20 protein-coding genes are annotated in these 23715 nt (G+C 33.9%); 16 read left to right on the top strand and 4 right to left on the bottom strand.

All coding sequences use genetic code 11. The features are described from left to right. The first annotated feature begins 10 nt into the window (after positions 1 to 10). The 4 genes from E0Z07_RS14565 (at position 11) to E0Z07_RS14550 (ending at position 3852) form a co-directional block, all read left to right on the top strand. Positions 11 to 799, top strand: a complete 789-nt coding sequence (locus E0Z07_RS14565) for a GLPGLI family protein (RefSeq protein WP_131540877.1) — start codon at positions 11 to 13, stop codon at positions 797 to 799. Between the two features lie 89 nt (positions 800 to 888). Next, on the top strand, positions 889 to 2226 hold the full coding sequence (locus E0Z07_RS14560) for an NCS2 family permease (protein ID WP_006260052.1): 1338 nt from the start codon (positions 889 to 891) through the stop codon (positions 2224 to 2226). Positions 2227 to 2443: 217 nt separating this feature from the next. Continuing rightward, positions 2444 to 3400 (top strand): ketopantoate reductase family protein, encoded by a 957-nt coding sequence (locus tag E0Z07_RS14555; protein ID WP_131540876.1) that lies wholly within the window; start codon positions 2444 to 2446, stop codon positions 3398 to 3400. 50 nt (positions 3401 to 3450) lie between these two features. Next, positions 3451 to 3852, top strand: coding sequence for a hypothetical protein (locus E0Z07_RS14550; RefSeq protein WP_006260054.1), 402 nt, complete (start codon positions 3451 to 3453; stop codon positions 3850 to 3852). A gap of 98 nt (positions 3853 to 3950) precedes the next feature. Here the strand turns inward: E0Z07_RS14550 and E0Z07_RS14545 are convergent, their stop codons facing one another. Further along, positions 3951 to 5447: an amino acid permease gene (locus E0Z07_RS14545; protein ID WP_006260055.1), complete on the bottom strand. Its 1497-nt coding sequence runs from the start codon at positions 5445 to 5447 to the stop codon at positions 3951 to 3953. A gap of 196 nt (positions 5448 to 5643) precedes the next feature. Then, the gene (locus tag E0Z07_RS14540; protein WP_006260056.1) at positions 5644 to 6213 is read right to left on the bottom strand and encodes a Crp/Fnr family transcriptional regulator; all 570 of its coding nucleotides are present in this window, start codon (positions 6211 to 6213) and stop codon (positions 5644 to 5646) included. 414 nt (positions 6214 to 6627) lie between these two features. On the opposite strand from E0Z07_RS14540, the gene E0Z07_RS14535 reads away from it, so the two are divergent. From E0Z07_RS14535 to acs, 8 genes are all read left to right on the top strand, one after another. Next, positions 6628 to 8241 (top strand): CTP synthase, encoded by a 1614-nt coding sequence (locus tag E0Z07_RS14535; protein WP_006260057.1) that lies wholly within the window; start codon positions 6628 to 6630, stop codon positions 8239 to 8241. Positions 8242 to 8303: 62 nt separating this feature from the next. Beyond that, positions 8304 to 10211, top strand: coding sequence for a membrane protein insertase YidC (gene yidC, locus E0Z07_RS14530; protein ID WP_006260058.1), 1908 nt, complete (start codon positions 8304 to 8306; stop codon positions 10209 to 10211). Positions 10212 to 10259: 48 nt separating this feature from the next. Continuing rightward, positions 10260 to 11069: a pyrroline-5-carboxylate reductase gene (gene proC / locus E0Z07_RS14525; protein ID WP_036496696.1), complete on the top strand. Its 810-nt coding sequence runs from the start codon at positions 10260 to 10262 to the stop codon at positions 11067 to 11069. Between the two features lie 811 nt (positions 11070 to 11880). After that, positions 11881 to 12117 carry a hypothetical protein gene (locus E0Z07_RS14520; RefSeq protein WP_006261327.1) on the top strand — a complete coding sequence of 79 codons (237 nt, stop codon included), beginning with the start codon at positions 11881 to 11883 and terminating at the stop codon, positions 12115 to 12117. Between the two features lie 53 nt (positions 12118 to 12170). Then, positions 12171 to 12536, top strand: coding sequence for a hypothetical protein (locus E0Z07_RS14515; protein ID WP_006261326.1), 366 nt, complete (start codon positions 12171 to 12173; stop codon positions 12534 to 12536). A gap of 136 nt (positions 12537 to 12672) precedes the next feature. Further along, the gene (mnmA, locus tag E0Z07_RS14510) at positions 12673 to 13884 is read left to right on the top strand and encodes a tRNA 2-thiouridine(34) synthase MnmA (protein WP_006261325.1); all 1212 of its coding nucleotides are present in this window, start codon (positions 12673 to 12675) and stop codon (positions 13882 to 13884) included. Between the two features lie 14 nt (positions 13885 to 13898). After that, positions 13899 to 14840, top strand: a complete 942-nt coding sequence (locus E0Z07_RS14505; protein WP_131540875.1) for an NAD(P)H-dependent flavin oxidoreductase — start codon at positions 13899 to 13901, stop codon at positions 14838 to 14840. 135 nt (positions 14841 to 14975) lie between these two features. After that, positions 14976 to 16886, top strand: coding sequence for an acetate--CoA ligase (gene acs / locus E0Z07_RS14500; RefSeq protein ID WP_131540874.1), 1911 nt, complete (start codon positions 14976 to 14978; stop codon positions 16884 to 16886). A gap of 109 nt (positions 16887 to 16995) precedes the next feature. On the opposite strand, the gene E0Z07_RS14495 is transcribed toward acs, so the two are convergent. Next, on the bottom strand, positions 16996 to 17193 hold the full coding sequence (locus E0Z07_RS14495; protein ID WP_006263693.1) for a hypothetical protein: 198 nt from the start codon (positions 17191 to 17193) through the stop codon (positions 16996 to 16998). A 13-nt stretch (positions 17194 to 17206) separates the two neighbouring features. Next, a complete protein-coding gene (gene hemN / locus E0Z07_RS14490) occupies positions 17207 to 18568 on the bottom strand; it encodes an oxygen-independent coproporphyrinogen III oxidase (protein WP_131540873.1) in 1362 nt (453 codons plus the stop codon). A 92-nt stretch (positions 18569 to 18660) separates the two neighbouring features. On the opposite strand from hemN, the gene E0Z07_RS14485 reads away from it, so the two are divergent. The 4 genes from E0Z07_RS14485 (at position 18661) to E0Z07_RS14470 (ending at position 23511) form a co-directional block, all read left to right on the top strand. Next, a complete protein-coding gene (locus E0Z07_RS14485) occupies positions 18661 to 19044 on the top strand; it encodes a rhodanese-like domain-containing protein (protein ID WP_058699982.1) in 384 nt (127 codons plus the stop codon). 191 nt (positions 19045 to 19235) lie between these two features. Beyond that, positions 19236 to 19502, top strand: a complete 267-nt coding sequence (locus tag E0Z07_RS14480) for a DUF4834 family protein (protein ID WP_006260067.1) — start codon at positions 19236 to 19238, stop codon at positions 19500 to 19502. Between the two features lie 133 nt (positions 19503 to 19635). Continuing rightward, a complete protein-coding gene (locus tag E0Z07_RS14475) occupies positions 19636 to 22077 on the top strand; it encodes a YfhO family protein (RefSeq protein ID WP_131540872.1) in 2442 nt (813 codons plus the stop codon). 138 nt (positions 22078 to 22215) lie between these two features. After that, positions 22216 to 23511: a glycosyltransferase family 4 protein gene (locus E0Z07_RS14470; protein WP_016649319.1), complete on the top strand. Its 1296-nt coding sequence runs from the start codon at positions 22216 to 22218 to the stop codon at positions 23509 to 23511. The last annotated feature ends 204 nt before the right edge of the window (positions 23512 to 23715 follow it).

Below are 23715 nucleotides of genomic sequence, written 5' to 3'. Positions count from 1 at the left end.
GATAATTGATATGAAGTATTTGTATTTATTACTGTTTTCTAGTTGTATTCTATCTGCTCAAGAGTTTAAGGAAGTAGAAGTGATGAGATATTATTATGAAAGCAAGGTCTTAACTGATAAATCTGTAGGTAAAATTAAGGATGGGACAGCCGTTGTAGATGTACTAGAGGATCAATCTCGATTTATGGATTATGCGTCCTATGAGAGAGAGAGATGGCGACTAACCAAATCAGAGAATACTTCTAAAGAAGAGATTATGCAAAAAGTAGTGTCTTATGTACCTGTTTTTAATTGGTTTGTCATGACAGATAAGGATACCAATACCTTTTATGATAAGATAGGGCGATTACATAACTACTATAAAGAAGATAAAAACGAAATCAAGTGGGATATCAAAGCGAGTAAACTAAAGTGGTACGATTATGACGTACAAGAGGCTACTGCTACCTATGGAGGAAGGGAGTGGACAGTTTGGTTCACGCAAGGTATTGCAGGGCAAGTGGGGCCTTATAAGTTCAATAATTTACCAGGATTCGTAGTAAAGGCTTGGGATACCGAAGGGCAGTACTCTTTTGAGTTTTTAAATAGTCAAAAGATGAAAGTGATTTGGGATGTAAATGAAATAGGGACTTATAGAGAATCTTCTAAAGAGAAGACAAAGAAGGCCATGAGTATCAATGCTAATAAGACCTATTTAAGTGATTTAGATGGAACTGGTATAACTATAGATGAAAAAGGGCAAGAGTTTTTTAATAAAAAGAAAGTAAATTTTATAAATCCTATAGAACGGGATTATTAGGTATAAAGACTGATATAATTCTTTATTTTAATTAGAATTGACTAAATCTTCTTATTTTTGTATGCTTTAAAAAGCAACAACACAACACAATGAAGAATTTTCTTGAACGCTACTTTCAGTTGAGTAGCAATGGTACTACTATTAAACGAGAGTTTATAGCAGGTATCATCACGTTTCTGACCATGTCTTATATCTTGGTCGTGAATCCTAATATCTTAGCAGATGCTGGGATGGATAGAGAAGCGTTATTTACCACAACTGCCTTAGCTACAATCGTAGCAACCTTATTAATGGGGTTTTATGCAAAGTTACCCATAGCGCAGGCACCAGGAATGGGACTGAATAGTTTCTTCGCTTATTCAGTAGTTTTGACCTTGGGATATACTTGGCAGTTCGCTTTAACGGCTGTATTTATAGAAGGGATCATCTTCTTGTTATTGACGTTTTTTAATGTACGAGAACTTATTGTTAGAAGTATACCGAAAGTTTTAAAAGAAGCAATACCCGCAGGTATTGGGTTATTCATTACTCTTATAGGACTGAAGAGCGCTGGTGTAGTTGTATCAGATCCTAATACCTTAGTGAGATTAGGAGATTTTGGTCAGCATACTGTATGGATGACTTTTATCGGGCTAATCGTGACAGGTATTTTATTAATCCGAAATGTGAATGGAGCTATTCTATTTGGTATTTTGAGTGCTACTATTTTTGGGTTGATCTTAGGGGATGTAGCATTGCCGACTAGTATTGTCGCGTTGCCACCTTCTATAGAGCCTATCTTTGGAGAGGCGATTAAACCTATGTTTACAGCAGAGGGATGGAATCAGATACTGTCTATTGATATGGTGGTAGTGGTGTTTACATTCTTATTCGTAAATCTATTTGATACCGTAGGGACGTTAATCGGAGTTATTTCTAAGACTAATTTGGCAGATAAAAATGGTAATTTCCCTCAAATGAAAAAAGCATTGTTTACAGATGCTATGGGGACTACTGTAGGATCTATCTTAGGAACGAGTTCTGTTACTTCTTATGTAGAGAGTGCATCAGGAGTAGCTTCTGGTGGACGTACAGGATTAACAGCTGTAAGTGTAGCAGTTATGTTTGCATTAGCTTTATTCTTAGGGCCTATCTTTTTGATTATTCCAGCTGCAGCAACAGCACCGGCTTTAATCATAGTGGGGTTATTCATGATTTCGTCTGTGACTAGAATCAACTTTGAGAAACTATCAGACGGATTGCCTGCATTCTTAACGATCGTTTTTATGCCTTTTACTTACAGCATTGCTGAAGGAATTGTATTTGGTATGTTGAGTTATACCATACTAAAAATAGGAGCAAAAGAACACAAGGATATTACGCCAACAGTCTATGTATTATCGATACTTTTCTTAGTAAAGATTGTGTTGGATGTGGTGACAAAATAAGTTTTTTTTGTGATGTTGTTTTCTGTTTTTTCGTTTAAGAGAACTATCTTTTACAAGTAAATAGAATTACAGCATAACATATCTGTTTACGGTTTGCGGTGAACAGTTTACAGTATTGCCCTACGGGCATAATGTACTTAGATGACAGAATAGGCTAATAGTTGGTATGATAAACTTAACTAGATCACGATTTCACAAAAAAACAAAAAACAAAATAATGAAAGATAAAAAGAGAATAACAATAGTAGGACTTGGTGGTGTAGGAGGGTTTTATGGAGGATTATTAGCTCATCAATATCAAGATAGTACAGATGTAGAGATATGCTTTATCGCAAGAGGGAAGCACCTTGAAGTAATAAAGGAAAAGGGATTAACTATTTTGTCAAAAGATAGTGAAGTGGTGGGGTACTCTAGTATCGCTACTTCTCAGTGGAGTGATATCGAGCATACAGATTATATTATCCTTGCGACTAAGGGATATGATTTGTCTCAAACGATAGAGGATATGAAATCAGCAGTAGGTGAACATACTGTGATTATTCCGTTGTTAAATGGAGTAGAGGCTTATGAGCAACTGAGAGCTGTATTTGGCGCTTCTAGAGTATGGCAAGGGTGTACGTATATGGTTTCTCGTCTAAAAGAAGCAGGGGTAATTGATAATCCGAGTGGTAGACAACGCATTCTGTTTGGCCTAGATGGTCAAATATCTCAAGAGATGAAAGACTTGGAAACAATTCTAAAAACTGCTGGTGTACATGCTGAAGCGACTTCTTCTATATCTAAGGAGGTGTGGGAGAAGTATATTTTAGTCTCTTCTTCTGCTATGGCTACTGCTTATTATGATAGTAGTTTTGGTGGTGTGATGGAGCATCATCCAGAAGAAATGAGACAATTAATCACAGAGGCTTCTGCTATCGGTAAGAAGAAAGGAGTTGCTCTTGGTGAAGATGTAGTTGAGGTTATTATAGAGCGTTTAAAGGCAATTCCGTATGAGTCAACAACATCTATGCACAGTGATTTTGCTGCTTTTAAAGAGCACAATGAACTTGGTATAATGGGAGGTTATATGGTGAAGCAAGGTGTTGCACAGGGAGTGGAGACCCCAATGTATAAGAAGATGTGTAACTATCTAGTAGTGCACTCTGGAGAGAAATATGTAGGAATAGGAAACTAAATAGTAAGATAAAATAAGTACTAGAGTTAGGTTATAAATTAAGAGAGGGTATGAGAAAAATTGGGGTATTGTTAATTTTGTGTTTAGCAAGTAATATCTATGCACAAGAAAAAGGAAGAAAAGAAAGAGTATCTATAAAATTAGACGTGGAAGATGCGACAATGTTAAATAAAGAGAATGCAATTGACTTACAGGAGTATATCGAAAGTGTTTATTTGAGCTCTACAAAGTTCTTTAATCAAGGGGCATTACCATTAGTAGAAAAAGGTGAATATGCTGTTGTATTAGTAGATTCTGAAGGGAATAATGAACTAAAAAAATCTTCTGATTTTAAAGGTATAGCTGTAGATAAGATAGAGAGTTTTGAATACAAAAAGGTTCCTGGGAAAGATTTTATCAATGGAACTTTTGCTACAAGCTTCGGAATAATAAGTATTAAAATTAAGAGTTAATGCATTACTTTATAATTACTAAAAAAAGCGTGAGTTAGATAATAACTCACGCTTTTTTATTTTGATTGTTGTTTCCTGTTATTCGTTTTCAGTATATATTATCTATCTAAATCCACTTCTTTAAGAGGAATAAGCTTTGTTTTGAATTTTAGCTTATGGTATAAGTAGAAGGCTAAGAAGAATGGAATCCCCATATAAGTGATTAGCATTCCTCTCCAGTCAAATATTCCCTCCATAATTAGTTTAGAATCTTGTCCTATGATTACTAATATACATAAGAATAAGGCAAATAATGGACCAAAAGGGAACCATTTTGCTTTATAGACTAGTTGGTCTAGACTTTTGTTTTGAGCGTGGAATGCTCTTCTAAATCTATAATGACTAATCGCTATTCCTAACCAAGCTATAAAACCTGTCAGTCCTGATGCAGCTAGAATAAAGTCTACAGCATTAGGATGTGTAGATTGTACTGCGAATATTAATAGTACTACAACTCCAGTAGCAATTAGGGCGATCATCGGTACACCGTGTTTGTTCGTTCCACCAAAGGCCTTGTGTGCCATTCCATCTTTCCCCATCGCATATAGCATACGAGTAGAGGCATAAAGGCCAGAATTACCTGCTGATAGAATAGAAGTAAGAATAACAGCATTCATCACAGCTGCTGCAAAGGCTAAATGTGCTTTTTCGAATACTAATGTGAAAGGTGATTTTGCAATCTCAGAAATATCTGCTCCTAATAGAGAAGGACTTGTATAAGGGATGATTAATCCAATAACGAATATGGCTAAGATATAGAATACTAAGATTCTCCAGAATACTTGTTTAATGGCTTTAGGTATATTCTTTTCAGGGTTTTCTGATTCACCTGCAGTAATACCGATTAACTCAGTTCCTTGAAATGAGAAACCTGCAATTAGGAATACGCCTAATACACTTAAGAATTTACCTGAGAATCCGCCTCCTAAAATAGGAGCATCACCTAACGTAAAGTTTTTGAACCCGATGTATTCACCACCTAGTATTCCGAAAATAGTCAATAATCCAATTCCTAAGAATAAAACAACAGTCACTACTTTAATAATAGCAAACCAATATTCTGATTCTCCATAAGCTTTAACAGATAACATATTTAATCCAAAGATGACTAAGAAGAAGAGCAGGCTCCAACCCCAAGTAGGTAAGAATCCTAGAGGCTCCCAATACGAAATAACCACTGCTGCAATAGAGACATCTACTGCTACTGTAATAACCCAATTAAACCAATAGTTCCAACCTAAAGCAAAACCTAGTGAAGGATCAACAAATCTAGCGGCATAAGTACTAAACGAACCTGATACGGGTAAGTAAGTAGCCATCTCTCCTAATGAGGTCATTAAGAAATACACCATAAGACCAATCATGGCATAGGCTAATAGAGCACCACCTGGACCTGCCTGATGTATGGCTTCTCCACTTGCCATAAATAAACCTGTTCCGATACATCCTCCAATTGCAATCATGGAAAGGTGTCTAGCCTTTAATCCACGAACTACTTCTTGATTTTTATTTTGATTTTCCATTGTTACTATTTGTTGCAAAAGTATAAAACACATTAGGTTAATTCTAATGAAATTGCTTATTAATTTGAATTAAAGATAATAAAATAAGCGAAATATTGTGTCTTAAATATAATTTTAAGCTAAATAAAATGTAATAATCAGAATATAATTTATGTCAAAACAAAGGCGAGCAAATATTATTCTATGAAAAAGGGATTGCTTCGAATATTATTAGATTGATAAAAAAGGGTTATTTTTTTAAGAATTCACTGCGAATTCTACTCAAACTTACTTGAGTTACTCCTAAAAATGAAGCAATATACTTCAGCGGAACTCTATTTAAGAGTGAAGCATCTCGTTCTAAAAGGTCAATATAACGTTCTTTAGCTGATTTAATTTGTCTCAGAATAGAACGTTCTTCTGTCTTTAGAAGTTCTATCTCAGCAAACTTTCTTCCCCAGTTCGCAATCTCAATATCTGTTGAGTAGAGCTGTTCTAATTGACTTATTTTAGTGAAATAGAATGTACTATCTTCTATTAAGTCAATCGTTTCATAACTAGGTTTGTTTAGAATATAATTATACATCGATAAGGCTGGATCTCCATCTTTTCCAAACCAAAAGGTCAATTCTCTATCTTCTTGAATAGCATAAGCTCTAACTAATCCATTTTTGATAAAATAGAAATAGTTTTCATGTTTTTCATATTCAGATAATAGGTAATTTTTAGGGAAAGAGATTTCTGTAAAAACAGCAGTTAATTTCTCTTTAGCAGATTTCGAAAGAGGATATATATTATCTATAATTTGTTCTATGATCATTTAGCTTGATTTATTGTTGTCTATTGTTCTTGAGTTTATCTCAAAAAAATATTTACTATATTGTTTTTTGTTGTATTACTTCCTTTTTAGGAATGCATAAGTGTTAAAATTCTTATAATACAATGGTGATGAAATAATCTGTTTTAAAATTTAACAATTGAGTCTTCTGTCATTAGAATAGGCAATGTTGTATTTATAAGCAATTAATATACAAAAGTATATACTAATGAGATATAATGCATGATTTTTTTATGCAGTTGTGAATAATCTTATTAGAAGTATAATATTGATGATTTGGAGAGGATAAGTTAGTTGTTGATATTTTTTTAGCTAATCTAAAATTAGAAGAATAGCTCGGAATGTTGTATTTTTGCCAAGTTTTATTGTTAACAACACAGCTAATACACACACTAAATGAAACAAACTAAGTATATTTTCGTTACAGGAGGAGTTACATCTTCTTTAGGAAAAGGAATCATAGCAGCTTCTTTGGCTAAGCTATTACAAGCGCGCGGATATTCGGCCACTATCCAGAAATTTGATCCGTATATTAATGTGGATCCAGGAACACTTAACCCTTATGAACACGGGGAGTGTTTTGTAACAAATGATGGCGCAGAGACTGATCTTGATTTAGGTCACTATGAGAGATTCTTAAATGTACCTACTTCTCAAGCGAATAATGTTACTACAGGACGCGTTTATCTTTCTGTAATAGAGAAAGAGAGAAGAGGAGAGTTTTTAGGAAAGACGGTACAGGTAGTTCCTCATATCACGAATGAGATTAAAGAACGTATGCAGCTTCTAGGTAAATCAGGTGACTATGACATCGTGATTACTGAGATAGGTGGTACAGTAGGGGATATTGAGTCTTTACCTTATATCGAGTCTGTACGTCAGTTATTATGGGAGTTAGGAGATAATAACGCTATCGTAGTCCACTTGACTTTAGTACCTTATCTAGCAGCAGCAGGAGAGCTTAAAACTAAGCCAACTCAACACTCTGTGAAAACTTTAATGGAGAGCGGTATTAAGGCAGATATTTTGGTTTGTCGTACAGAGCATAACTTAAGTACTGAGATACGTCAGAAGTTAGCACAGTTCTGTAATGTGAAACCAGAAGCTGTTATTCAGTCTATCGATGCTGATACTATCTATGATGTGCCAAACTTAATGCTACAAGAAGGTTTAGATAGAGTAGCTCTTAAGAAATTAGATTTACCAGAGAAGACATCTCCAGATTTAGTGAAATGGAATGAGTTTATCCATAAACTTAAAAATCCATTGCATGTAGTAAATGTAGGGCTAGTAGGTAAATATGTAGAATTACAAGATTCTTATAAATCTATTTTAGAAGCATTAGTACACGGTGGTGCTGAAAATCAAATAAAAGTAAATATCGTTTCTATTCAATCTGATAATATCAATGCTAATAATGTGGCAGAGAAATTAAAGAACTTAGATGCTGTGTTAGTAGCACCAGGTTTTGGTTCTCGTGGTATTGAAGGAAAAATAGAGACTGTAAAATATGTAAGAGAGAACAAGATACCATTCTTAGGTATTTGTTTAGGTATGCAGATGGCTGTAATCGAATACGCAAGAAATGTATTGGGGTATGCTTCTGCTAATACTACTGAGGTGAATGAAAGTACTCAATATCCTGTAATTACTTTTATGGAAGATCAAAAGAATATTACAGATAAAGGAGGTACAATGCGTCTAGGTGGATGGGATTGTAAATTAAAAGAAGGTTCTAAAGCTTTTGAAATTTATGGAGAAAGTCTAATCAATGAGCGTCACCGTCATAGATATGAATTTAATAATCAATATTTAGAAGATTTTGAAAAAGCTGGTTTAATAGCTTCTGGATGGAATCCTGATACAGGACTAGTAGAAGTGGTAGAGTTAGATACTCATCCATTCTTCGTAGCTGTGCAGTTCCACCCTGAATATAAAAGTACAGTGGCAAAACCACATCCACTTTTTGTAAGCTTGGTTAAGGCAGCAATTGATAATAGAACAAAATAAGTTCTAAAGGTAATAAGCAAGTATTATTACAGCGAAAAATTTGATAAACTACAAATTAAGTAATGGAAGGAAAAAAATTAGATCGTAACAGTATTGTCGGCTTTGTTATTATAGCCGGGTTGCTAATTTGGATGATGTTGAATAATATCAACAAAGAAAAAGAAGCTATCGCTCAGGACAAAGAGGTAGCCAAAAAAGAGATAGTTAAAGAAGCTGAGTCTGAGAAAATTTCAAGTGCTATAAGTAATCATGTAGAGGTGGATTCTGTTCAGAATACTGCTTTACAAGCTGCTTTAGGCCCATTTGCTTATAGTGCAACATTACCATCTGCTCAAGGAGGTAAAACAGAACTTAAGAATGAATTACTGACTTTAGTTGTTGAAAATAAAGGAGGTAGTTTATCAAATGTTGTAATCAATAACAATGCTCGTTTTAATAAAAACTCTAAAGAACTAGTAGAGTTAATTAAAGATAATAACGCTGAGTTTAATTTAGAGTTATATACGAAGGACAACAAAAAGTTTAATACAAGGGACTTGTTCTTTGAACCTGAATTGACAAAAGAAGGGGAGAATCAAGTATTATCTATGCGTTTAAAAGTATCAGCTACTGAGTTTTTAGAGTATAGATATGTATTAAAGCCAGATGACTATATGTTAGACTTTACTATTCGTACACAAGGATTAAGTAGAGTTATTAATACAGCAGAGACACCAGCATTAGACTGGAGCTTAAAAGCATATAGTAATGAGAAGAGTATTACTTATGAGAACCAATATACTCGTGTATACTATGAGTATGAAGGAGGAAAAGATAACAGTCTAAGTAATACAAGTAAAGATGACAGTACTGAAGCTAAAAATGTAAGTTTCGTTGCATTTAAACAACACTTCTTCGCTTCTGTTTTAATTACAGATAAAGCTTTTGATACAGCTAGTTTAAAATCAGCTAACTTGGTTCATGATGAGGCAGTAGATACTGTTTACACTAAACAGTTTAATGCAAAAATGCCTTTAGCTTATACAGGTGGAGAGTTAAACTATGATATGAAGTGGTTCTTCGGACCAGCTGATTATAAATTATTAAAGTCATATGATCAAGGGTTAGATAAGATTGTTCCTTTAGGATGGGGAATCTTTGGATGGTTAAACCGTTTCTTATTTATTCCAGTATTTGGAGTATTGAGTTCATTCTTACCTTATGGTATTGCTATTATTGCATTAACTGTACTTGTGAGATTATTAATTTCTCCATTGACTTATAAGTCTTATGTTTCTCAAGCAAAAATGAAAGCAATTCGTCCAGAAGTGAATGAGTTGAACGAAAAATATAAGAATGATCCAATGAAGAAGCAACAAGAGACAATGAATTTGTACTCTAAAGCAGGAGTTAACCCAATGGCAGGATGTATTCCAGCATTGTTACAGATTCCTATCTTCTATTCATTGTTCCAATTCTTCCCATCAGCATTTGATTTGAGACAAAAATCATTCTTATGGGCAGATGACTTATCGTCTTATGACCAGATTTTAGAATTGCCTTTCCGTATTCCATTCTATGGTAACCACGTGAGTTTATTCCCTATTTTAGCTTCTGTTGCAATTTTTGTATATATGAAGATGACTACAGGAGATCAACAAATGGCAGCACCTGCTCAAGAAGGAATGCCTGATATGAGTAAAATCATGAAGGTGATGATCTATATCTCTCCATTGATGATGTTATTCTTCTTTAATAACTACGCGTCAGGATTGAGTTTGTACTACTTTATTTCTAACTTGATTACAATTGGTATTATGTATGTAATTAAAAACCATATTGTAAAAGAAGATAAGATTAAAGCTATCATTGAAGACAATAAAACGAAAGAACGTCCTAAAGGTAAGTTCCAACGTAAAATGCAAGAAATGATGCAACAAGCGCAAGAGCAACAAAAATTACAAGAAGAAAGAAAGAAGAAAAATAAATAATTCTTTTATATTTAACACCTCTGATCAAATTCAGAGGTGTTTTTTTTTATGAGAATTGCAATTATAGGAATGGGAAACATGGGGAGTACTTTTGCCAATGGGTTTATTAACTCTAGGTTTATTAACCCATCAGATGTATTGATATACACGCGTTCACAGAAGGCTACAGAAGATAGTCGTAATATTCATCAGTTGTCTTATCGCTATCAATTGGATGGTGATATAGGATCTTGTGACATCGTTATCGTTGCAGTCAAACCCCAAGACTTTTCTATACTAGTTGCAGATCTAAAGAAATATGTAAATAAAGATCAGATAGTCGTTTCTGTGATGGCAGGTATCTCTATAGATCGTTTAAAAGAAGATTTAGGAATCGAAAAAATAGTTCGTTCCATGCCTAATCTGCCTACTCAGATAGGTAGAGGTATGACTGTTTTTACTGCTTCAGAAGAACTAGATCGAAAAGAGTTGTTCATTATTCAGAACTTAATTAATACCACAGGTAAGTCTGTATATGTGTCTGAAGAGAATAAAATAGATGCAGCTACAGCGGTATTAGGTAGTGGGCCTGCTTATGTGTTTTATTTTATGGAAGCTATGATACAGGCAGCAATATCTTATGGTTTTGAACCGTCACAAGCAGAATTGTTAGTGAAGCAAACCATATCAGGTGCTCTAGGATTGTATGAAGCCAATTCGTTATCTACACAGGATTGGATAGCGAAAGTATCGTCTAAGGGTGGTACTACTGAGCAAGCGATTAAGTATTTCAATGAAGAAGAGGTATTGCAAAAATTAGTGGAAGGAATTCATAGAGCAAAGGCTCAATCTGAGTTACTGGGTAAGAAATTAGGGTAGTTTTTGTAATATGTTATCATTAGTGCCTGATAAAACTTATTATTTAATACTAAGTCTAAAAAGGCTGTCAAAACAAAGAGAGTTGTTTTATCTTTTAATCTTGTTCAGGGGTTTCTAAGAAATATACTAGTTTAATGTAGTTATAGCCCAAAAAGACTATCAAGACTCTTGTGCATTCGCAGGTCTACCTGTACAGAAGAAACAGATTAGCACTATTCAAACTAAACATTAAACAAGGTTTTCTTCGGGCGTTGATTAGAGAGCCTTTTGGAGTTCTTCGGAAAACTGGCCTTCCTTCCGAATAAACACTGAATTATTCCGAAGAGGCTCCGAAGAAATGTATAGTGTTAATATTTTTAATTGCTGTAATTCAGTAAGTTGTGTTTTGTGAAATGGAAGAAAGTGGAACTTTTGGGAAATAAAGAGAAGTTTTTGGAAGAAAATGGAAGCTATTCTAAAAACTTGTTTTTTCGATTGTAGTTTTGCCCTGTAATTAGGAAGAGAAATATGATCGAGTTAGATTCCTTTGGTTTTTCCTTATAAACCTATCGTTTCAATAGATACTTCACGAAGTGAATTACATTTGGAAAAACAATAAAAAAATATACTTATAAGTACGCACTTTTACTCATCGTGTTTAGAGTGTGTAAGACTAAACTACGATAACTTTTTAGAAGCCAGCATGCTGACTTCCTTTTTTAAATACTTTTATAGGACAACAATGATATGTTCTAAAAGATTTATTTTTAAGGTAAAATATTAATAAGGAGGATAGAGAAGTAGTGTAGAACTTTATTGAGGTAGATAAGATATGATGAATAAAGAGTTTTATGATTTTATCATTGATCGGATGGAATTGTTTTATCGAAATTTTGGTGCAGAATGGTGTGTAGATGATTTAGTAATAAAGCCTAAAGAAAAGGCATTACTTCGGGAGTTTTTATTAACTCTTGAAAAAGAGGAGATTGTTAATGTTATAGGTGATGATAGATTCATTATTATTGATTTACCGTCTAAGTATAAAACATCTAATCTAAATAATGAATAATAGAGATTGCATTACTTTATTAAGGTTGTTATAATATTTAATCAAGAAGTAAAATGAAAATACTTAGGAAAGTGCTGTTAAGTAAGTCTGATTATCCGATTAGTTATTATGAAGATGAAGTTGATTTTACATTTTACACGATGAATGGTTGGAAAGAGACAGTTGTTTTATCTCTTTCTACTTCTCAACCATTAGAGAATTTAGTTGAACAGCAGGGTATTAGTTATGAGTCTCTAGCTAAACAAGGTATAGCTAGGCTTAGTGATTTGTCAAGTAAGGAAAAACAATACTTTTATCGGTATATGATTGTTGAGGATTTAAAGTATGTGGACGTGAAGTACTTGATTGTTTTTGGTTTTGTAGAACATAGAGAGTATTATGATTGCCAGGTATTTGGTGTTTTAGAAATTGAAGTGTAGGAGTGATGATTTGGTAAGATTATAATTAAGTTTAATAGTTTTTCTCTATGAGAGAATCATAATTAAAAGATAAGATAAATTCAAAAGCTTTTTGTATTGCGGCATTTCTCGTAAATTTGCCACAATATTTTTTATTATGAAGAAAAGAGTAGTAGTAGGTCTTTCGGGAGGTGTAGACTCAAGTGTCGCAGCTTATTTACTGAAAGAACAAGGGTATGAAGTTATTGGACTCTTCATGAAAAACTGGCACGATGATTCTGTGACAATTTCTAATGAATGTCCATGGCTAGAAGATAGCAACGATGCTTTAATGGTCGCTGAGAAGCTTGGGATTCCATTCCAAACAGTTGACTTAAGTGAACAATATAAAGAGAAGATTGTAGACTATATGTTTAAGGAGTATGAGAATGGTCGTACCCCTAATCCAGACGTATTGTGTAATCGCGAGATTAAGTTTGATGTATTTATGAAAATAGCATTGACTTTAGGAGCAGATTATGTCGCTACAGGGCATTATTGTCGCAAAGATGAAGAGGTCATTACCAAAGAAGATGGAACACAGGAGACAGTATATAAACTGTTGGCTGGTGTAGATCCTAATAAAGATCAGTCTTACTTCTTATGTCAGTTATCTCAAGAGCAATTAGCGAAAGCGCTATTTCCAGTTGGAGAGTTGTTGAAACCACAAGTACGTGAGATAGCAGCTAAGATGAACTTAATCACAGCAGACAAAAAAGATTCTCAAGGATTGTGTTTTATTGGTAAGGTAAGATTACCAGAATTCTTACAACAGCAGTTGAAAAGAAAAGATGGGCTTATCTACGAAATACCAAAAGATTCGTCTATCTATACGAAAGAGGAAGAGACATTCTCTACAATAGGAGATGCTTTGTACAGCGAAGCGAAATCAATTGTGTATACACCTGAAATGGGTAAAAAGGTAGGTGAGCACTTCGGAGCGCACTTCTTTACTATTGGTCAACGCAAGGGATTAAATGTGGGAGGTACTGCTGAGCCATTGTTTATTATAGGTACTGATGTAAAGGAAAATATCATTTACACAGGTCAAGGAAGTGACCACCCAGGATTATTTCACAAAGCATTATTTGTAAAAGAATCAGAAATTCATTGGATTAGAGAAGATTTAGCATTGCAAGAAGGAGAAACAATGTCTATATTAGCACGTATAAGATATCGCCAACCTTTGCAAAAAGCTACTTTACACAAGATGAAAGAAGGTATGTACGTTCGTTTTGACGAACCGCAATCCGCTATCACAGAAGGACAATTTGTATCTTGGCATATCGAAGACGAACTAATTGGTTCGGGTGTTATTTCGAAACTATAAACAACCAAAATACAATGAAAAATAAGTTAGTAGATCTTTTTAAAATTCAGTATCCTATCGTACAGGGAGGGATGATTTGGAACAGTGGTTATAAGTTAGCTAGTGCAGTGAGTAATGCTGGTGGATTAGGACTTATAGGTGCTGGTTCAATGTATCCTGAGGTACTAAGAGAACATATCCAGAAGTGTAAGAAAGCAACTGACAAACCATTTGGAGTAAATGTCCCTATGTTATATCCTAATATTGAGGAAATCATGAACATTATTGTAGAAGAAGGAGTGAAAATTGTCTTTACTTCTGCAGGTAATCCTAAAACATGGACTCCATTTTTAAAACAACATGGGATAACAGTAGTGCATGTAGTTAGTTCTTCTAAATTTGCATTAAAAGCCCAAGAAGCAGGTGTTGATGCGATAGTAGCAGAAGGGTTTGAAGCTGGAGGACATAATGGAAGAGAAGAAACTACTACGCTTACTTTGATTCCTATGGTTCGTGAGAAGATCACGGTTCCTTTAATTGCGGCTGGAGGTATCGCTACAGGAAGAGGAATGCTTGCAGCTATGGTACTCGGTGCAGATGGAGTGCAAATGGGAACGCGATTTATCGCTTCTAAAGAGAGTTCTGCTCATGATAACTTTAAGAATCTTCTATTAGATGTACAAGAAGGGGATACTGTTCTTACTTTAAAAGAACTTGCGCCCGTACGTTTAATTAAGAATGAGTTTTACACAGGACTTCAAGCCTTGTATGCTAAGAATCCATCAGTAGAAGAATTAAAAGAATATTTGGGTAGGGCTCGAGCTAAAAAAGGAATGTTTGAAGGAGATTTAGTAGAAGGAGAACTAGAGGTAGGGCAAATATCAGGTCTGATACATAAAATAGAACCAGTAAGTGATATTGTTAAAAATATCATTGCTGAGTTTGATCAAGCAAAGAGAGATATAGCTCAGTTATAGGGTTTATTTAAATAACGAAAGTCATACAATGTTTTTTAATCTTAAAAATATTGTATGACTTTTTGCTATTTATTACTAAAATCATATATTTAAGAGCTAAAAAAAATATTACATAAAAAAAATCACAACTAAAATATGAGTTATTATAAAATAGAAAATCTAGAACAATACTTTAAACACTATAAAAAATCCGTTAGAGAGCCTCGTAAGTTCTGGGGGAAGATAGCAGAGGAAAACTTCGTTTGGTATCAAGTGTGGGATAAGGTATTCGAGTTTGATATGGAGGAATCTAAATTCCAGTGGTTTGTTAATGCTAAATTGAATATTGTAAAGAACAGTATTGATCGTCATCTTGCAAAAAGAGGAGAGAAAGCAGCTATTATATTTGAACCTAATAATCCAGAAGAGCAAGCAGAAACTATTACCTATAATGACTTATACAATAGAGTGTGTAAGATGGCTAATGTGCTAAAAGAGCAAGGGGTTAAAAAAGGAGATAGAGTATGTATCTACCTTCCTATGATACCTGAGTTAGCGGTTAGTATGTTGGCATGTGCTAGATTAGGAGCGATACACAGTGTTATATTCGCTGGTTTTTCTTCATCTGCTGTGACGAAGCGTATTAATGATTCTGAATGTAAATTTGTTATAACATCCGATGGGAGCTTTAGAGGAAATAAGACTATTCCATTAAAACCAATTATTGATGAAGCATTAGACTCTTGCCCAGGAGTTGAGAAAGTACTTGTAGTGAAGAGAACAGGTGCTGAAGTTGCTTTTAAAGAAGGAAGAGATATGTGGTTAGCCCCTCTATTAGAAGAAGCATCTAATAATCATGTGGCTCAAGTAATGGATGCAGAAGATCCTTTATTTATTTTGTATACTTCTGGTTCTACAGGTGCTCCAAAAGGAATGGTGCATACTACAGCAGGGTATATGGTGCAAACGGCTTATTCTTTTAAAAATATTTTTGACTATAAAGAAGAGGATATCTTCTGGTGTACTGCTGACTGTGGTTGGATTACGGGGCATTCATATATTATTTATGGACCTCTATTAAATGGTGCAACTACAGTGATGTTTGAAGGAGTACCATCTTATCCAACGCCTAGTAGATTCTGGGATATCATTGATAAGTATAAAGTAACCCAATTCTATACAGCTCCTACAGCTATTCGTTCGTTGATGACAGAGGATTACAGTTATGTGAATTCACATGATTTGTCTAGTTTAAGAGTTATTGGTTCGGTAGGAGAGCCTATTAATGAGGAAGCTTGGCACTGGTATAATGACCATGTAGGAAAGAAAAGATGTCCTATAGTGGATACTTGGTGGCAGACAGAGACAGGAAGTATCTTAGTTTCTCCACTGCCATTTATTACACCTACTAAGCCTACTTATGCGACTTTACCATTACCTGGTATTCAGGCAGTATTGATGGATGAGAAGAGAAATGAGATAGAGGATAATCAGGTAGACGGATCATTGTGTATTAAATTCCCTTGGCCATCCATGGCTCGTACTATTTGGGGAGATCATGAGCGATATAAAGAGACTTACTTTGGTCAGTTTCCAGGTAAATACTTTACAGGAGATGGAGCTTTAAGAGATGAAGTAGGATATTATAGAATTACAGGACGTGCAGATGATGTTGTTATTGTCTCTGGACATAATCTAGGAACTGCTCCTATAGAAGATGCGATTAATGAGCATCCAGCTGTAGCAGAAAGTGCTGTAGTAGGATATAAACACGATATCAAAGGAAACGCTTTATATGGATTTATTACCTTGAAAGTGGAAGGGGAGACTCGTGATAGAGAAAATCTTAAACGCGAGATTAACCAGTATATATCAAGTCATATTGGGGCAATCGCTAAGTTGGATAAGATTCAGTTTGTGGATAGTTTGCCTAAAACAAGATCTGGTAAAATTATGAGAAGAATCTTGCGTTCTATTTCTAATGGAGAAACAAAAGAGTTCGGTGATGTATCAACACTTATTAACCCAGAGGTGATAGAAGTGATTATGAACAATAAAGTTGAGTAATCAATAGCCTATAAATAATAAAAAGTCCTTAATCGTAAGATTAAGGACTTTTTTTATACTATCGTTTACCTGAGAGTAAACAATAAACAAATGACAATTCGAATGATGGTTACAGGTTTTTTTGATCCTGTATTTTAGCTGCTTTTTTTACAGAGTAAACTAAATAAGCTATAAAAATAATAAAACCTATATAAGACAGCCAGTTGTGTTGGATAGACCATAAGTTATCCATATCTAGATTATATATTCCAGAAACTAATCCTAGTAATACCAGGAAGGTAATTATCTTCTCAATATTTTTATTCATTTTACTTATTTTATTAGATAGTCATTGAGAACAACTGCCTTTGGGGTTTATTCTTTTGTAATCTTAAATCAAAAGCCATACATACATTTCTAACAAATGCACGCCCTTTAGTTGCTATCTTAATGTTATATCCTTTAATTTCAATTAATTCATCTCTTTCTAGTTCCTTAAGTTCTTCTAATATAGGATTGAAATCAATGCTATCAATATCCGCAGTTAGATCTGTATTTAAAGAACACATTAAATTTAAGATATGTTTTCTAATAATCAAATCTTCTTTGTTTAATATATGCCCTTTTGTAACAGGAATAATATGTTGATCTAATAGTTGATAATAAGTATCAATGTCTTTTTCATTTTGAGCAAAAGCATACCAGCTGTCACTGATAGAAGATACACCTAAGCCTATCATTACTTGAGTTTTAGAAGAGGTGTACCCCATAAAGTTTCTATGGATATGCCCTGTATTCATAGATTTATAAAGAGAATCTGATTTTAAAGAAAAGTGATCCATTCCTATTTCAACATATCCGTTCTTAAGAAGAAGTTCTTTTCCTTTTTCGTATAATTGACGTTTTTCAGCATCTTTAGGCACATCTTCATCATTAAATCCACGTTGACCATTTCCTTTTATCCATGGCACATGTGCATAACTATAAAACGCTAAACGATCTGGAGAAAGAGATTTCGTCTTTTCGATAGTATCGATTACATGTTCTAACTTTTGGAACGGTAGCCCATAGATAATATCATGTGAAATAGAAGTATAACCAAGCTCTTTAGCCCATAGTGTTACTTTTGCAACATTGTGAAAGCTTTGTTCTCTATGGATTGCTTTTTGTACTTCAGGGTTGTAATCTTGTACACCAAAACTCACTCTTCTAAAACCTAGATTGTATAGAGTAGATAAGTGTTCTTTAGTTGTATTATTTGGATGTCCTTCAAAACTAAATTCATATTCTTTAGCAATATTAGCTTTCGCTTTAATACCTTCAATTAGCTTAGTCAAATGTTGTGGCGAAAAGAATGTAGGAGTACCTCCCCCTAAGTGGATTTCTTTGATGATTGGTTTTTCATCAAATAATGCACAATATAAATCCCATTCCTTAAGAAGAGCATCTATATATGGACTTTCTACTTCATGTCTTTTGGTAATTCTCTTGTGGCAGCCACAAAACGTACATAAGCTTTCGCAAAATGGCAGATGGATATAGATACTTATTCCTTCTTTTTGATTGGACTCAATGAATGATCTCTTTAAAGAATCAATCCATTTATCTGCAGAAAAAGAGGTCTCATCCCAGTAAGGAACAGTGGGATAACTAGTGTATCTAGGACCAGGTACATTATACTTTTGTATAAGAGAAACTGACATATTTATTTTATATTTGTAACAAATGTATAGTAATGTTAAATCGCATACTATGATATTTGTCATTTTTGTTAAACTATAAACTAACCTATATTATGAAAAAATATAACGCTTTTTGGCTTTCATTTATTGCTACTATTTTAATTACAGTAAGTGGTTATAGCCAAGAAAAGGCAGCCCATTTATTGAACAATGAGAACTTTAAAAAAGCAATTGAAGCGACAGAAGTTCAGTTACTTGACGTTAGAACGGATAAAGAGTTCAGCGAAGGAACTATAGAGTATGCAAAAAATATCAATGTGCTAGAGGAGGACTTTATTGATAAAACTAAAACGCTATCTAAAGAAGAACCAGTATATATTTTCTGTAAATCAGGAAAGAGAAGTGAGAAGGCTAGAAATATTCTTTTAGAACAAGGTTTTAAAACAGTATATGAGTTAGACGGAGGATATACTAAGTGGGAAGAAGCAAAGAAATAATACAGATTCCCATATAATAGGGAGATCAATATAAGCAGATGAAGTCCTTGATTTACTTGTTTATAATGAAATCAATAAAGTAGGGTTACAAATAAAATAAAGGAAGGAGTAAGGATATTTATCAATAATTTAAGAATTGTGATTGTCATTATGCGGTTATAATTACTATTTTTGGTAAAAAGAAGGAAATTATGGGATTTATTAAAACACTTATTATTATTGTTCTGATATACTACGCATTTAAAATAGCGATGCGTTATTTGTTTCCTGTATTAATATACAAGGCTGCAAAAAAAGCAGAACAGAATTTTCAACAGAGACAACAACAGTACAATCCATATAACAACAATCAAGAAACAGAAACGTATACTAATACTGCAAGTCAGCATAATAAAGTACCACGTTCGACAAAAGTTGTTGGAGAGTATGTAGACTTCGAAGAAGTAGATTCGAAGTAATTCATAGATATAGTATAAAGCCCTCAAGAGCAGTGCCTCTTGAGGGCTTTTTTATATATATAATAAAACTATAGGCTTCCCTTTAAAGCCATCTGAAATTTACTTATTTTAGCATACTTAAATAGTAGTATAAATGTCATCAGAAACAACGAATACGTTTAAAAGAATTTATCCACATCTATTAGTGGTTTTAGGTTTTATAGTAGTAGCACTACTTTATTTCTCACCTGTTTTATCTAATAAGGTAATTTACCAATCCGATATTGTGCAATATACTGGAATGGCAAAAGAACAAATAGACTTTAGAGAACAAGTTAAAGAAGAGCCTTATTGGACAAATAGCGCTTTTGGAGGAATGCCAACCTATCAATTAGGAGCTAAATTTCCTCATAATTATGTGAAAGATTTAGATAGCATAATTCGTTTTTTACCTAGACCTGCAGATTATTTATTTATCTATTTTATCGGATTCTATATTCTATTGGCTTCTCTAGGAATGAAGCCTTTGAGATCATTTATAGGAGCACTAGCTTTTGGTTTTTCTACCTATCTGATTATTATTTTAGGAGTAGGGCATAATGCTAAAGCTCACGCTATTGCTTATATGCCGATGGTATTGGCAGGAGTGCTTTTAGTGTTTAGGAAACATTATATAAAAGGGGGATTGCTAACTCTATTTGCAGCCGCTTTAGAAATTAGTGCAAACCACTTCCAGATGACCTATTATTTACTATTATTACTTATCGTAGTGGGAGTATTTTATATGGTCAAATATATAAGAGAAAAAGATTATAAAGCGATAGGTACATCAATAGCTGTATTAGTAGGAGCCGCTATTCTAAGTATAGGAGCGAATGCTACTAATCTGATGGCTACTTCAGAATATACTAAGTTTAGTACGCGTAGTAATAGTGAGCTAACGTATCAACCTGATGGTTCTGTAAAGGAATCGTCTAATGCGATGAGCTATGATTATATCACGGAGTATAGCTACGGTATTTTTGAAAGTTTAAACTTGATAGCACCTCGTTTGACAGGGGGGGCGAATAATGAACATTTAGATACAGATTCTAATGTATATAAATTGTTTAAGTCAGTAGGCGCTAGTGATCAACAAGCAAAAGAAATGGCAAGTAGTTCACCTACTTATTGGGGAGATCAACCTATTGTTGCAGCACCAGCTTATATAGGAGCTGTTGTATTCTTCTTGTTCTTAATCGGAATTTTTGCAGAGAAGAGAAGTATTAAGTATGTTTTCATAATAGGGGCAGTCTTTTCTTTATTGTTATCATGGGGTAAGAACTTCTCTATTCTGACAGACTTCTTTATTAACTATTTTCCATTGTATAATAAGTTTAGAGCAGTGTCTTCTATTCAAGTAATACTTGAATTATGTGTACCTGCCTTAGCTATTATTGGGCTATATGCTTATAGTAAGTTAGCAAAAGAAGAGCAGTTAGCTGTTTTAAAGAAATCAGGTATCGTAGCTGGATCTATCCTAATATTGTTGTTTTTAGTAAAAGGGTCTTTAAGTTTTACAGGCTTAAATGACGGTTATTATAGAGGAGCTTATGGTGAGATAGGGCCAGGATTTATCAGTGCTTTAATAGAAGATAGAAAAGCAATGTATACAGCAGACCTTATTAGAAGTTTTGTTCTAATTGCTTTAGCTGCAGGAGTTTTGTTCTTATCAACTAAAGAAAAGATTAAGCCAGTTGTTGCAGTAATTATTATTGGTGTATTGATGGTAGGAGATTTAGTATTAGTGGATCGTAAGTATGTGAATGACTCAAACTTTGTACTAGCTTCTCAAATGTCTCAACCTTTCCAGGCAACACCAGCTGATAAGGTAATACTGAATGATACAGAGCATTTTAGAGTATATGAGTTAAATGGAGGCTTTAATAGTGCAAGAAGTTCATTCTTCCATCATTCTTTAGGTGGATATCATGCAGCGAAACCTCGTAGAATGCAAGAGCTAGCAGATTATCAATTGAATCAACATTCTAATATGGAAGTGTTGAATATGATGAATGTGAAGTATATTATTCAGAAGGATGAAGAGGGACGTGATGTTCCATTATTAAATGATAATGCGAATGGGAATGCGTGGTTTGTATCTAGTATTCAAAAAGTGCAAGATGCAAATGAAGAAATGAAAGCATTGGATAAGTTGAAAACAAAAAATCAGGCTGTATTGAATACAACTATGTTTAAAGATGTACAGTTAAAAGATACATATGCTGTGGATTCTTTAGCTCGTATTGAGTTAAAAAGTTATGCTCCGAATAAGATAGTTTATGAGTCAACTAACAGTGCTGATGGAGTAGCAGTATTCTCTGAAATCTATTACCCACAAGGTTGGATTGCTAAAGTAGATAATACAGAGGTGCCAATCTTTGCTGTAGATTATGTATTAAGAGGAATAGAGTTATCAAAGGGGAAACACACTATCGAATTTACTTTTGAACCACAAGTAATCAAAACAGGTAGTAGAATAGCCCTAGGATCGAGTATTCTTATTTTCTTGATTACAGTAGGAGGAGCATATCTTTTAGTTAAGAAGAAGGAATAGATTTACAGTTGACGGTTTACAGTTTACGGTTTACGGTTTACGGTTTACAGTTTCACGATTTCACAGAAAAGCGGTTTCACAAAAAAACGATTTCACGGTTTCACAGAAAAACGATTTCACAAAAAAACAAAATGTAGTATGAATATGCCAAAGAAAAAAGTTTTAATCATAAGTTATTATTGGCCTCCAGCAGGAGGACCAGGAGTACAACGTTGGTTAAAGTTTGTCAAATATTTACCAAGCTTTGATATTGAACCTATAGTATATATACCTGAAAATCCAAGTTATCCATTATTAGATTCTAGTAATGAGCAGGAGGTAAGCTCTGAAATAACGATTCTTAGACAGCCTATTAGTGAACCTTATAGCAAGGCTAAATTAGTAAGTGGTAAGAATACAGATACTTTAAGTGCGGGAATTATTCCAGATAAGAAGAAACAATCATTCACGGATAAACTATTGCTTTGGGTGAGAGGAAACTTTTTTATTCCTGATGCTAGAGTGAGCTGGGTGAAACCTTCTGTGGCTTATTTGTCTAAGTACTTAAAGGAAAACAAGGATATAGAGACCATTATTACGACAGGGCCTCCTCATAGTATGCATTTGATAGGAATGGCTCTTAAAGAGCAATTAAACATCCAATGGATAGCTGATTTTAGAGATCCATGGACGACTATAGGGTATCATAAAGAATTAAAACTAAATCAGTCTAGTGCAACTAAGCATTTAGAATTAGAGAAAGAAGTTCTAAATAAAGCAGATCAAATTATCGTCACTAGTAAAACAACTAAAAAGGAGTTCCAGACTAAAACGGATAAACCTATAACAGTGATTACAAACGGTTATGATATTACGAACCTTGGAAAAGTACCTCTAGACGAGAAATTTACTTTAGCACATATTGGCTCGTTTTTATCTGATAGAAATCCTAGAATTTTATGGAAAGCTATCTCAGAATTGCGAAAAGAGAATAAGGCATTTAAAGATGCTTTTCAACTAAAACTAGTAGGAAAGGTAAGTAGTGAAGTATTAGATACCATAAAAGAGTTTAGACTAGAGGATTGTGTTGTTAATCATGGTTATGTAGATAATGTAGAGGCATTGAGACAAATGCGTGCTTCACAAGTACTGTTATTAGTAGAAATAGATTCAGAAGATACTAAAGCGATTATTCCTGGTAAGTTATTTGAGTATATGGCATCAGAACGCCCAATATTAGGGATAGGGCCTGAGGATTCTGATTTCTTCGATATTATCAAAGAAACAAATACTGGAAAAGTAGTGTTGTATTCTGAAAAAGATAAGGTGAGAGATATTCTATTAGAATACTTCGAACAGTATCAACAGAATCAATTAAAAGTATTCGCTATGGGACTGCAGTATTTCAGTAGAAAAAGATTGACTGAGAAACTAGTTAAAGTAATTAAGAATTAAAAAATAGGAGTGATTAACCTTCAATATGAGGGGCTTATATCACATGATATTATAATTATGACAAAGGTAATTTTGAATTTCGAGGTTACCTTTTTTATTGCACGTTGTTAGCGGAACCTGAGCTGAAACAATTAAAAAAGGCTGTATCATTATTTGATACAGCCTTTTTCTTATGAGGTATATAGTCATAATTCGTAATTATCC

The sequence above is a fragment of the Myroides odoratimimus genome, assembly GCF_004337635.1.
Lineage (GTDB): Bacteria > Bacteroidota > Bacteroidia > Flavobacteriales > Flavobacteriaceae > Flavobacterium > Flavobacterium odoratimimum.
Note: the sequence above shows the minus strand (reverse complement) of the source record. Positions and strands in the feature narration are given on the sequence as shown.